Source organism: Sedimenticola hydrogenitrophicus, assembly GCF_025175675.1.
In the GTDB taxonomy this organism is placed as follows: domain Bacteria; phylum Pseudomonadota; class Gammaproteobacteria; order Chromatiales; family Chromatiaceae; genus Sedimenticola; species Sedimenticola hydrogenitrophicus.
Window position 1 is genome coordinate 324,068 of record NZ_JANIOA010000001.1, and the last position, 12,036, is coordinate 336,103.

11 protein-coding genes are annotated in these 12,036 nt (G+C 60.2%); 8 read left to right on the plus strand and 3 right to left on the minus strand.

Annotation, left to right across the window (positions count from 1 at the left end):
* Window positions 1-551: 551 nt before the first annotated feature.
* From NPX02_RS01415 to NPX02_RS01430, 4 genes are all read left to right on the plus strand, one after another.
* On the plus strand, window positions 552-707 hold the full coding sequence (locus tag NPX02_RS01415) for a sulfur relay protein DsrC (RefSeq protein WP_335342501.1): 156 nt from the start codon (window positions 552-554) through the stop codon (window positions 705-707).
* Between the two features lie 28 nt (window positions 708-735).
* Window positions 736-1,440 carry a hypothetical protein gene (locus NPX02_RS01420; protein ID WP_260291332.1) on the plus strand — a complete coding sequence of 235 codons (705 nt, stop codon included), beginning with the start codon at window positions 736-738 and terminating at the stop codon, window positions 1,438-1,440.
* Between the two features lie 13 nt (window positions 1,441-1,453).
* Complete coding sequence (gene cas6, locus NPX02_RS01425) at window positions 1,454-2,113, plus strand: type I-MYXAN CRISPR-associated protein Cas6/Cmx6 (protein ID WP_260291333.1); 660 nt, start codon at window positions 1,454-1,456, stop codon at window positions 2,111-2,113.
* A gap of 379 nt (window positions 2,114-2,492) precedes the next feature.
* The gene (locus tag NPX02_RS01430; RefSeq protein ID WP_260291334.1) at window positions 2,493-2,837 is read left to right on the plus strand and encodes a TusE/DsrC/DsvC family sulfur relay protein; all 345 of its coding nucleotides are present in this window, start codon (window positions 2,493-2,495) and stop codon (window positions 2,835-2,837) included.
* Window positions 2,838-3,203: 366 nt separating this feature from the next.
* Here NPX02_RS01430 and NPX02_RS01435 read toward each other — a convergent pair whose 3' ends face one another.
* From NPX02_RS01435 to glgP, 3 genes are all read right to left on the minus strand, one after another.
* Window positions 3,204-3,869, minus strand: a complete 666-nt coding sequence (locus NPX02_RS01435; RefSeq protein ID WP_260291335.1) for a potassium channel family protein — start codon at window positions 3,867-3,869, stop codon at window positions 3,204-3,206.
* Complete coding sequence (locus NPX02_RS01440; RefSeq protein WP_260291336.1) at window positions 3,866-5,338, minus strand: TrkH family potassium uptake protein; 1,473 nt, start codon at window positions 5,336-5,338, stop codon at window positions 3,866-3,868. Before NPX02_RS01440 ends, NPX02_RS01435 begins: the two co-directional genes overlap by 4 nt.
* A 303-nt stretch (window positions 5,339-5,641) precedes the next feature.
* The gene (glgP, locus tag NPX02_RS01445; protein WP_260291337.1) at window positions 5,642-8,155 is read right to left on the minus strand and encodes an alpha-glucan family phosphorylase; all 2,514 of its coding nucleotides are present in this window, start codon (window positions 8,153-8,155) and stop codon (window positions 5,642-5,644) included.
* A gap of 333 nt (window positions 8,156-8,488) precedes the next feature.
* Here glgP and NPX02_RS01450 point away from each other — a divergent pair, with 333 nt between their 5' ends.
* The 4 genes from NPX02_RS01450 to soxZ all read left to right on the plus strand — a co-directional run bounded on the left by NPX02_RS01450 (window position 8,489) and on the right by soxZ (window position 12,025).
* Window positions 8,489-9,043 carry a hypothetical protein gene (locus NPX02_RS01450; protein WP_260291338.1) on the plus strand — a complete coding sequence of 185 codons (555 nt, stop codon included), beginning with the start codon at window positions 8,489-8,491 and terminating at the stop codon, window positions 9,041-9,043.
* Window positions 9,044-9,218: 175 nt separating this feature from the next.
* On the plus strand, window positions 9,219-10,706 hold the full coding sequence (locus tag NPX02_RS01455; protein WP_260291339.1) for a M48 family metalloprotease: 1,488 nt from the start codon (window positions 9,219-9,221) through the stop codon (window positions 10,704-10,706).
* 446 nt (window positions 10,707-11,152) lie between these two features.
* Window positions 11,153-11,629, plus strand: a complete 477-nt coding sequence (soxY, locus tag NPX02_RS01460; RefSeq protein WP_260291340.1) for a thiosulfate oxidation carrier protein SoxY — start codon at window positions 11,153-11,155, stop codon at window positions 11,627-11,629.
* Between the two features lie 81 nt (window positions 11,630-11,710).
* Window positions 11,711-12,025 (plus strand): thiosulfate oxidation carrier complex protein SoxZ, encoded by a 315-nt coding sequence (gene soxZ / locus NPX02_RS01465; protein ID WP_260291341.1) that lies wholly within the window; start codon window positions 11,711-11,713, stop codon window positions 12,023-12,025.
* The last annotated feature ends 11 nt before the right edge of the window (window positions 12,026-12,036 follow it).

The window sequence follows — 12,036 nt, forward strand, 5'->3', positions numbered from 1 at the left end:
GAACATGGAGAGCATTTTAGGATTCACTTATGCAGCAAAAATACCCCGCTAATGGGGGGGAGCGGTATAGAAAGGCATATCCACTATGGGATATATGATAATTTGATAATATATGAAAACAATAAGCCACTAACTTTCTATATCCAGATAAATCAATCAGTTGCGATCCTATTTTTTATCGGTTTTGATTTTGTTTGGCCGGTTTTGATAGTGCAGTGCAGCATATCCCCTGTGCCAATTTGGGCTTGCGTGAGGCACAATCCCTGGGGTTCAATAATTGTCCAAGCGGATTACTTGGGTACTTAGGGCCTGCGCAAGAATAATTCCGTAGTACCGAGGGCGTTCCTGGGCCACGCCGGCAAGGCACGCTTTGCAGGCAGTGGCTGTTCCCCTGGCAAAAAGCGTAACGCCGCCAGCGGGGCCCAGGGGCGACCGAATACAGGAACTTATTCTTGCGCGGGCCCTTTTAGGCACCCCGGATTCGGACCGCATGATACGCCCTGTCACCCTACTGATATAGAGGTACCCCCATGCTCCTGTTGAGTGAGGTCATGATACAAAGTCCCGAGGTGGACTCTTTTGCGGAGCTGATCGAGGTGATCAAGGTCCGCCGCCAGTCGGAGATGTTTTTCCGCATCGATGTCAAACCCCCGTTCAGTGACACGCCGGAGGATTGGGAGGATCGCCTGGAAGCCGCCTTTACCTAAGCCGTCCCTACTTAAGGAAACCTATCGCGTGAAATACCTGCAGACCGAGACCATCATGGGTGATAACGACTCCGCCGAGGATGCGGTGCCGTCCACCCAGAAGATAGAGCTGCGACTGACCGACCTGCAGCAGCAGCTGGCCGATCTGGACGCCGCCGCGCCGCAGGCCGAACGGCTGCAACTGGAACTGGACAGCGGCTATGCGCTGTTGGAGCTGAACCGGTTTGACGAGGCAGCGGTGCTGGCCCATAGCCTGTTTGCACGCGCCCTGGATGCGCGGCTCTGGCAGCATGCCGTCGAGGCCTGCGACATCCTGTTTCAGTCCGAACAGCCCGACTCGATCGTCGCCCTGGCGCACGGTATCTGGCTGGGCGTCACCTTCCCGATCGATCCGGAGCTGACGGTCGCCATGTTGCAGCACCTGATTGACGAAACCCCCGACCGCTCCGACGGCGCCGCGGTCGCGGCGGCCGTGGCCAACTACATCGTCGATCTGCGGGCCGACGAAGCGAGCCGGGAGAACCTGCTGTTCTTCACCAATCAGCTGCTGGGACAGGTGGCGCGCCGCCACAGTCAGGTGGAGGAGCAGGAGATTTTCAATTTCTGGGTGCACCAGCTGGAGCTGGATCAGCCGGATAAATTTCTGCCGCGCCTGGCAAAGGTCCTGGAAGTTCTGGTGAACGACCGCTGGTGGTTTGACCGGGACGCCCTGCGGGCGTTGATCCCGGACTGATCGGGAGACGATGATGTACTGGGAAGAAGAGCGCAACGACGAGAACTTCAGCGTCCCCGAAGCGGTGATCGATCTGCAGTTCCGCATCGGCTGCCCGACGTTGCCGGTCGACCATGCCTGGCCGCTCGCCCAGGCGATTCAGCAGCATCTTCCCTGGTTTTTGCAGGAGCCGCGGGTGGGACTGCACCTGATTCACTGTGCCGAATCGGGTAACGGCTGGGAGCGGCCTGAAGCGCAGGATGCACTGCTGCACCTCTCCAAGCGGACGCCGCTCATCCTCAGACTACCGGTGGAGCTGGCCGCCGAGGCGGGGAAACTGGCGGGAAACACCCTCGACATCGCCGGCCATCCGATGGAGATCCTACAGCCGCGCCAGAAACCGTTGGCCATGACCCGCTTTCTCTATGCGCGCCATATCGCCGCCGATCCGGGGATCGCGGAAGAGCAGTTCATCGCCTGGGCGGTGGATGAACTGCAGGGGATGGGGCTGCGCTTCAAGAAGATCCTGTGCGGCAAGGCGCACACCTTGGAAAGTCCGGACGGCCCGATCCACACCCGCAGCCTGATGGTGGCCGAACTCTCCTATGAAGATGCCATCACCCTGCAGGAACAGGGACTGGGTCCGCATCGCACGCTGGGATGCGGCCTGTTCCTGCCGCAAAAATCCTTTTGACCAGATAACTATTCACCCGGTCCGTAAGTGATTGGCCTGCCTTGCCGGCCGATCTTGATGGCGCCTCAAATCCGGACCCTTTTTCAGATTCAAGCCTGCCCTTGTTTGAGCGAAGCGAGTTTGGGCAGGCGCTGAAAATGGGGCCGGATTTGAGGAAACAAGCCATCGTGTGAGGCCGGCAAGGCAGGCCAATCACCCCCGTGAGTAGTTACTTGACCCGTACCCAAACCCTTCGTAAAAAACTATTTTATTTTTACCGCAGCCCCTATAACATATAAGTTTTCGTTAATATCCTTAATTCACCGCCATCAAGATTCCAGCGATACCACCCGACTTGAGGTGGCTGGGGATGGCGCTATAACAATACCGGAGGTAAACAATGTCCTACGAACTGAACGGCAACACCATAGAGGCCACTGACAACGGCTATCTGGTGAATCACGAAGACTGGAGCACGGATCTGGCAGGCGTTATTGCGGAAGCGGAAGGCATTAACCTGTCGGACAAGGCCTGGGAAGTGATCAACTATTTACGCGACGAGTACTTCAACAATAACGGCAATCAGCCCAATGAGCGCAACATGGTCAAACACTTCAAATCGGTGTGGACCGAGCTGGACAAGGTGGATGCCAAGACCCTGTATGAGCACTTTCCGATGGGCCCGGCCAAACAGGCGGGCAAGATCGCCGGGCTGCCGGAGACCAAGCGCAAGGGCGGGTACTGAGCTGCCAACGGTAGTGATGATAACGGAGCGGTTCCCGTCATCACTGCCGTGTTTTTTTCCAGCTTTTGGCACTCTGTCGCGGGCGGGCGGCACTCATAGCTTCATCCTGAATCCGTGACTTCAGGGGGTGTCCCGGAAGTCTTGGGTGAGTGTATGCCGCAGGGATGCGGCATCCAAGCCTACAGGGATGTATTCACGGCGTCTCATCCAAGGCTTCCGGGATTCGCCCACGAATACATAGATGGCAATCAAGCCACGGAGCAGTCAAGCCACGGATTCAGGTTCATTCTAAGCCGTACAGGACTTCATCGCCGCCGCGGAAATCCACTGCCCAGATACGGCCCAAACTATGCAGCGGGCCGGGCATCACTCGTCCTGGCCCTCCGCCTTCGGCCCCCAGCGCGCTTCCAGCTCCGCCAACACCTTGCTATGGGAGATGATGACCACCTCATCCCCTTTCTGCAGTCTGCTATCGGCATCGGGCAGGATCAGGTGCTCGTTACGATACATGAATATGACCCGGCTCCCGTGCGGCAGATTCAGTTGATCGACGGTGCCTTGATCCAGTTCATGCACGACGAATGAAAAGATCCTCGCCTCGCCCTTGACCACCGCCGACACCTCCAGCGCGTTCTGTCCGGCGCACATATCCGCCAGATAGCGGGCGATGGTAGAGTCCGGGACAATCACGTCGGTCAGCCCCAGTTCGATACAGATGTGCTCATAAGAAGGATCTTCAATCCGGGTAATGACACGCTTGTACCCCAGCGAGCGTCCCACCAGGCTGGTGATGATATTGTGCTGGTCGTTGCCGGTAAGACAGAACAGGAAATCGGTCGCTGCCGGGTCGGCCTCCCGCAAAATGGCCGGTTTACTCCCGTCACCATGGATAAATCCCGCATCAAGATCGCTACTCAGCTCCTCGATACGTGACTTCTCTTTCTCGACAATCACCACCTCGTAGCCAGCATCGAGTAGTTGCCGGGCGGTCAGGTTGGTGAGTTCACCAGCGCCGATAAATACCGCTCTCATTGCACCTCCTTGCGTCGGCCAAACCAGTTGCGCGGATACAGGACCACCAGCAAGGCGATGATTTCCAGGCGTCCGGCCAACATGTCAAAACAGAGCACGCCCTTGAGCAGGGGCTCCAGTCCGGGACGGGTGATTCCACTGCTCAATCCCACCGTGCCGCTGGCGGAGACCACCTCGAACAGGGCATCAAGGGGATCATAGCCCATCACCACAAACGGTAGCCAGGAGACCACCACCAAACCGATAAACAGGATGATCAACTGCAGGGCGCGCAGCACATCATCGGACTCCAGCTTGCGTCCGGCAAGATAGGGTTCGGCCACCGCATGCGGCGGCATGCCGGTACGGCGAATCATCAATTGCAGCAGGCGCAACAGGATGAGCAGGCGCAACAATTTAAACCCGCCGGCTGAAGAACCGACGCTCCCCCCCAGCAGCATTGAAACGATCATCACCACCTTTGAGGCGGCGTCCATTTCGGTGATGCTCATGGTGGTGAAACCGGTGGTCGTCTGGGCCGAGACGCCCATCATAAAACCGTGGTACCACGACAGCTCCCGCCCCTGGAGCCAGCCCAGTCCGCTCAGCAATATACCGATCACAAGCGAGGCCGCCAGCAGGCCGCGCAACTCCACGTCACTCAGCAACACACCCAGGCCGGCACGCCGCCCGGCGTGCATCGCCCGCCAATACAGGGGCAGCGAGACCGCGCCCAGAAAAGCGATCAGCATCACCGCCACAGCGGCCGGACGGGATGCCAGTCCTGCCAGGCTGTCGGGATAATTGGAAAAGCCACCGGTGGAGACGGCCGACAACACCTGCAGCAGCGCCGGGAAGCCGTTACCGGTCAGCGTCCAGACCAGCACCAGGCCAACCAGGGTCAGCGTCACATAGACCATGAGACTATGACGCGCATGGGTGCGCGCGGTGGCCACGAGCGTCTCGCCGCTGCCTGCCGGATCTGAGAGCCGACGGGCCGCGGCCTGATGCCCCATGAGCAGCGCGACCGAGAGGACGATGAAGCCCAGGCCGCCATACCACTGCATCCAGGCACGGGTAAACAGCAGCGTGGTGGAGCGCATCTCAATGTGGGTCAGGGTGGACAGTCCCGTCGTAGTGACACCGGACACCGCCTCGAACAGGGCGTCCACGAACGACACCCCCGATCCCATGATCGGCCAGGACATCAGCAGGGAGGCGCCGAGAAACGCCAGCGCGGTGATCGTGAGGGCCTCATTGCCCTGGATGCGCAGAGGTGCCGGCAACCGCGCAAACAGGCCGCCCAACAGAAACAGCACAGTGCACAGCAGGCCATAGCGCCAGCGCATCGCGTCATCTCCCGCGACCAGCGCCACGACCAGGGGGACCAGCGTCAATAACGCCAGCAGCAGTGCCAATTGACCCAGGTACTTCAGCACCACCGGGCCGCGAATCGCATAGGTCAGCACCGTGTTTCGCTCATCCGCCATCACTGTTTCCTGCAGTGAAAATTGGGATTGTGGGTAATCGGCCGCCGCGTATCACACCGGTAAATCCCGGCGAGCCCTTAGGGCTCGCGCAAGAATAATTTCGCAGTACCGAGGGCGTCGCCGGGTTACTCTGGGCGCCACGCTGGCAAGGCACGCTTTGCAGGCAATGGCCACTCCCGGCCATCCATGGCCTCCGCGGCATAAGTCCATCCATGGACAAACCCGCTCCCCTGGCAAAAAGCGTAACGCCGACAGCGGGGTCCAGTGGCGACCGAATACCGAAACTTATTTTTGCGCGAGCCCTTAGCGATGCCACAAGATGAAGTTGGCCTCGAGCGGTACCCACGCCTCGGCATGCAGCGGCACCACGCGGGCGGTGTAGGCCTCGACCGGCCGGTCGGCCGGCACACTGCCCCGATAGATATAGGCCGTGGCGGTCACGGCCAGCGGTTCACCGCGTTGCAACGCCTGTTTGACCGGCTGGCGGCCCGGCGCGGAATCGGCATACAGCTCTACCGCCACCGCCTGCGGGGGCATGTCGTCGAGATAAACCTGGACCTCAAAATAGTAGCCGCTCCCGGTCCGGTTCGATACGACATTGCCAAAATGCATTCGCGCCCAGTGCTGCTGCAGCTGACCGTACCACTGGTGCAGCTCATTCGCCACCTTGACCGTGCGCCGCCGGTAGGCTTCGGCCAGCGGGATGTAGTGCATCTCCACGTATTCCCGCAGCATTCGGTTACTGGAATATTGCATGGTCAGCTGCACCATGCTTTCACGCATGCGGCCGACCCATTCCCGCGGCACCCCCGATTCATCACGCCGGTAAAAACAGGGTATCACCTCCTGTTCCAGCAGTTGATAGAGCTGCTCCGCCTCCGCCCGGTCCCAGCCGGCAACGTCATTGTGTTCGCGACTGTCACCCAGCGCCCAGCCCACCTCCGGGGTGTATGCCTCCGCCCACCAACCGTCCAGTTCCGACAGATTGATGCCGCCGTTGACCAGCACTTTCATACCACTGGTACCGCTGGCCTCCCAGGGGCGGCGCGGTGTATTGATCCAGACATCCACCCCCTGAACCAGCTGCCCGGCAACCACCAGATCGTAGTCTTCCACGAAGGCCACCCGTCCGCGTAGCTCGGGACGCCCGAAAAAATCCTGCCACTGACGCAACAGCCGTTTGCCTTCCCTATCCTGCGGATGGGCCTTGCCCGCGATCACCAGTTGGACCGGCCGGTCGCGGTGACCAAGCAGGCGCAGCAGGCGCTCCGGGTCCTGCAACAACAGGTTGGTACGCTTGTACTCGGCGAAGCGGCGGGCAAATCCCAGGGTCAGAACATCCGGTTCCAGCACTTCGGCGCCTTCGCCTGCCTGTTCACCCGAGGCACCGCGCACCCGCAGCTGGCGCACCAGCCGTTCCTTCAGAAAGACGATCAACCGCTGGCGCCCCTCCATACGAAAGCGCCACAACGCCTCATCCTCGATTTGTCGCAGCGCCGCCTCGAGCTTCTGCAGGGTGCCGCGCCAGCGCGCCTTGCCGCAGGCCCGGGTCCACAATGCATCCGCCGCCGCCGAGTCCCAGCTCGGCATGTGCACGCCATTGCTGACATGACCCACCGGCACCTCATGGCGTGGCCAGCGGGGAAACAGGGATTGCAGGATACCCCGACTCACCTCTCCGTGCAGACGGCTGACCCCGTTGACGGCAGCGGCACCGCGTACCGCCAGGTAGGCCATGTTGAACGCTTCACCGGCATCGCCGGCGTGGCACCGACCCAACGCCAGGAGCTCCTCCATCGGCACCCCCAACTCTGCCGCGTAGTCCTGGAAGTATCGGGCAAACAGCCGTGGGGGAAAACGGTCAAAACCCGCGACTACCGGGGTGTGCGTGGTGAACAGATTACCCGCTCGCGTGGCGCACAGGGCCACGCGAAAGGATTCGCCTGTGCACCGCATAAAGTGGCGGGCACGTTCCAGGATCGCCAGCGCGGCGTGCCCCTCGTTGAGATGGCAGACCGGACAATCGATTCCGAGCTGCTCCAACAGGCGCCAGCCGCCGATCCCCAGCACCATCTCCTGTTGCAGGCGCAACTCCGGCCCGCCACCGTAAAGCTCGCTGGTTATACCGCGATCGCCCGGCCCATTGAGCAGCGTGTTGCTGTCGAGCAGCAGCAGGGTGCGGCGCCCGACCTGTGCGCGCCAGCTACGCAGACTCAACGTCCGGCCCGGCAGTTCGATCCGAACATGGACCCATTCACCATCGTCACCACGCAACGGCACCACCGGCAGCATGGTCGGGTCGTTGTAGGGATAGAACTCGATCTGCCCGCCCTGGGCGTCCAACGCCTGGCGGAAATACCCCTGCTGGTAAAGCAGGCCGATGCCGACCAGCGGCACATCCAGATCGCAGGCGGTTTTCAGATAATCGCCCGCCAACACCCCCAGACCACCGGAATAGATCGGCAATGACTCACTGAGTCCGAACTCCATGCTGAAATAGGCTATCTGGCCGCTGAAGGTGGCGCCGTACCGGGACGTGAACCAGGCCTCCGCCTGGAAATGTTCCTCACGGGCGGCGAGTTGCCGCTGTAACGCCTGGAGAAAGGTTTGGTCATGCGTCAACTCGTCCAGACGCCGATCGGAGACGGATTCGAGTATCAACCAGGGATTTGCCGTCGCCCGCCACAGGTCGGGGTCCACCGCCTGCCACAGGTCGTCCGCACCATGGTTCCAGCTCCAGCGCAAATCCAGGGCCAGGCTGGCGAGGCCGTGCAACGCTTCCGGTAAGCCGCGGGGTAGATAATGACCCATCTGCATGTGGTGATTCCTTGTACCAACACGGCGGAGTGTCCGCTCGCGACGAGCAGCCTCAACCATTAATCATCGCGGGGCACACGCGTTGCGCTGGAGCGCCATCCCATTGCCTGTAAAGCGTGCCTTGCCAAAAAGCGTAACGCCGCCAGCGGCGGCCCAGGGACGACCGAATACAGGAACTGATTCTTGCGCGGGTCCTTAACAGCAGATGTTAGTGATTGGAGACCCGACATACCATGCCCTGGGTCACCCACGGCGATGACTTTGTGCTATATTAATCCAAACTAATATTTGATGATGGCGTGCTTATACGGCACGCCCGATAGGGGTATCGGCATGGCCTTGAGGCTAAAGAGCCAGTGGCATAAAGAGGATTCGGAGCGAACCCTGGCGGAGATCGGCGGTGCCATCGCCTTCAGTGCCTGGCGCCTGGGCGTCGACAAGGCGGTCAACCTGCACAGCAAGCAGTTTGCCTATCGCGACGATGCCCAGCGTCTGGCGGTGGTGGCGGAATATCTGATCTTCCAGGCCCTGGCGGTCGAGCGGATGCTGTTTGAGTCGATCTCCGATGAGCAGCGCCGCGAGTTGGTCACCGCGCTGGTGCTGAAACTGGCGGATCATTACGAAGAGAACAGCCGCTCCATGCTGGGTGAGGGCGACTACCGTGCCACCTTCATAGAGACATTCAATCTGCGCGCCAGCGAGTATGCGGAGTTCGGCTATACCGATGAGGGCCCCACCTATCCGTTCCTGCGCCACCTCGGTTACGAGATCCAGCAGACCATGGGGGAGAGTCAGGTCAACCGCTGGGTGATCGACCAGGTGATGGACAGCGATGCGCCGGCGCTGCTGAAACAGCTCACCCGCGTGGTCAAGGACCTCTTCAGTTAAACCACCACGCCCCCCGGGCCGGAGGCATCGCCCGGCCCGCGCCCTTAGCAGCCGAATCCTGTTATATTGCCCGGGAGAGAAACTTGACCCGATAACAGGGAGTTGCGTGAATCCAACCGTACCACCCCGCGCAGCGTCAGCTGAACTATTGTCCACCGCCATTGTCTTTCAAGGCATGTTCGCGACACGGCAGAAAATATCACTGGCAGCGACGCTATTGACCGTCTGGTTATGCCTGCTGCTCGTCGCCGCGCCTGCCGCCCGCGGCGCGGAAGAGCTAGCGCTGCCGGATATAGGCAACCCCTCGGGCAATGTGCTGACCCCTGCGGAAGAGCGTCGCCTGGGACGCGCCTTCATGCGCAGTATCCGCAACTCCCTGCCGGTGATCCAGGACCCGCTGCTGTCCGCCTACATCCAGTCATTGGGAGAGCGGCTGACCAGCGCCAACGAGGATGCCGCCGGCAATTTCGAGTTCTTTCTGATCAACAGCCCGCAGATCAATGCGTTCGCCGGTCCCGGGGGCTACATCGGCGTCTTTGCCGGACTGATCACCACCACCGAATCCGAGAGTGAGCTTGCCTCGGTGGTCGCACACGAGGTGGCGCATGTCAGTCAGAAACATCTGGTAAGGACCTACGACGCGGTAAACCGTATGTCGCTGCCCGCGGCGGCGGTGGCGATTGCCGCGGTGATCATTGGCGCCGCAACCGACAACCCCGATGCCGCGGTCGCCGCGGCCACCGGAATCCAGGCCGGGATGATGCAGCGGGAGATCAACTTTACCCGCGCCCATGAAGAGGAGGCCGACAGCATCGGCATAAAGACCCTGGCGGCGGCCGGATTTGACCCGACGGCCATGCCGGTGTTCTTCTCGCGCATGGGCAAGGCCTCGCGGCTCTATGACAACGGCAAGCTGCCGGAATTTCTCCGCACCCATCCGGTCACCAGCAATCGCATCGCGGATGCCTATGGCCGGGCCGGCGACTTCCCCTATCAACAGCGCCGTGACTCGCTCGCCTACCACCTTGCCCGAGAACGACTGCGGGTGATGGCGTTCAACAACGCGGCCGAAGGCATTGCGTTCTACAGCAAGGCCCTGGCCGATGGAAGATACCGCAACGAAGCGGCGCATCGTTACGGTTATGCCCTCTCCCTGACCGCCGCCCGGCGCTATACCCAGGCGGATGAGCTGCTTACCGGACTGCTGCAAAAGCACCCGGACCAGATCGAATATGTCGCAGCCAAGGCGGAACTTGAGAAACTCTCAGGACAGGCGGCGCTGGGCGTTGAGACACTGAAACGGGGACTGAGCGAACATCCGGGGAACTACCCGCTGTCGATCTACTATGCCCAGGCGTTACTGGACCTGGGCAGACCGCGGGAGGTGAAACCGATACTGGAGCGGCAACTCAACGGACGGCCCGATGACACCCTGCTCTACAAACTGCTGGCCCAGGCATCCGGCGATGCCGGGGAAAAGACCCAGGGACATCAATACCTGGCCGAGTATTACTACCACACCGGGGCACTGAATTCGGCAGTCATGCAACTGGAAATCGCGCTCAAGGACAGGACGCTGGACTATTACGAAAGTGCCCGAATGGCGGCCCGGCTGAAGGAGATCCGTGCGGAGGAACAGGATCTTGAGGCGCGCGACAGATAGATACCGAGTTAGTAATAACCCTCTTTTCCATTGTGAATTCATGGGTTATGCTTGGCCCTGCCCTACGGCACCAGACTGACGGAACGCGCGAGCAAATAATAATCATAATCCGTCGGCGCTGGACATTATCGGAGGTAATACACACAGACCTTTCAATCGAGGTCGATGAGGAGCGATTCCGCAGCACATAAACCGTTTATGTGGTCATATCTCTTGCTTATGAAAATGCCCCGCAGAAAGGCATGGATCAAGCAGTCGATTGAAACATAAACGCGACACTCCACTGGATGTCACACGACAGGTGCCGCACGAATAATTCCCACACACCGGGTCACTCCCTGGTCCGCCCCCCCAATTAAAACCGGAAACCCGGTGTGGGGTACCAGACGTATACCACCTCTTAACGACAGACAAACACCGTCCCTCTGTTGAGACAGGAGATAGAAATGAAAGCAGATTTGAAACGGCGCATGTTGCTGCAAGGCACGATCGCCACCAGTGCGATCGGCATCGCGATCGGCGCGGGCCTGTTGACCCCAAAAGCCGTGCTGGCCGCCTGGCCAAAAGAGGCCTTTACCGCCAAGGATATTCCCGGCGCGCTAAATTCGCTGATGGGTGCGGACAATGCGGAAGAGAGCGGCGACATCAATATCAAGGCACCCGATATCGCCGAGAATGGCGCGGTGGTGCCGGTTACCGTATCCACCACACTGCCCAACGTTGAGTCGATCGCCATTATCGCCGCCAACAACCCGGTTCCGCTGATTGCCAATTTCAACCTGATGGACGGGTCCGAGGGCTTCGTCTCCTCACGTATCAAAATGGGCAAGAGCGGCGATGTCATCGCCGTGGTTAAGTCCGGCGGCAAACTCTACCGGACGGCTAAAGAGGTGAAGGTCACCATCGGTGGCTGCGGCGGGTAACGGCGCGATCACCCTGGACCAGGATCAGATCAGCCCGGGTCAGAACAACCCGGGACAGAACAAAGGCACGAGGACTGAACAATGGCAGAGAACTCCATCAAAATACGCGCCAAACTGAAAGATGACGTGGTCACCGTCAAGGCACTGATGACCCACCCCATGGAGACAGGTAACCGCAAGGACAGTAAGGGTGAAACCATTCCGGCTCATTTCATTCAGGATGTCACCTGCTCCGCGGCCGGTAAAGAGGTGATCAACGCCCAGTGGAGCGGCGGCATCTCCAAAAACCCCTATATCTCCTTCAAGTTCAAGGGCGCCGGCGAGGGTGATGATCTTACCCTCACCTGGGTGGATAACCAGGGTAGCAGTGATTCCGCGACAGTGAAGATCAGCTGAGACGGTGCCGG

Coding starts and splice junctions, on each gene's coding strand:
- NPX02_RS01415 (WP_335342501.1), top strand. CDS start 552: ATGATACAAAGTCCCGAGGTGGACTCTTTTGCGGAGCTGATCGAGGTG.
- cas6 (WP_260291333.1), top strand. CDS start 1,454: ATGTACTGGGAAGAAGAGCGCAACGACGAGAACTTCAGCGTCCCCGAA.
- NPX02_RS01430 (WP_260291334.1), top strand. CDS start 2,493: ATGTCCTACGAACTGAACGGCAACACCATAGAGGCCACTGACAACGGC.
- NPX02_RS01435 (WP_260291335.1), bottom strand. CDS start 3,869: ATGAGAGCGGTATTTATCGGCGCTGGTGAACTCACCAACCTGACCGCC.
- NPX02_RS01440 (WP_260291336.1), bottom strand. CDS start 5,338: ATGGCGGATGAGCGAAACACGGTGCTGACCTATGCGATTCGCGGCCCG.
- glgP (WP_260291337.1), bottom strand. CDS start 8,155: ATGCAGATGGGTCATTATCTACCCCGCGGCTTACCGGAAGCGTTGCAC.
- NPX02_RS01450 (WP_260291338.1), top strand. CDS start 8,489: ATGGCCTTGAGGCTAAAGAGCCAGTGGCATAAAGAGGATTCGGAGCGA.
- NPX02_RS01455 (WP_260291339.1), top strand. CDS start 9,219: ATGTTCGCGACACGGCAGAAAATATCACTGGCAGCGACGCTATTGACC.
- soxY (WP_260291340.1), top strand. CDS start 11,153: ATGAAAGCAGATTTGAAACGGCGCATGTTGCTGCAAGGCACGATCGCC.
- soxZ (WP_260291341.1), top strand. CDS start 11,711: ATGGCAGAGAACTCCATCAAAATACGCGCCAAACTGAAAGATGACGTG.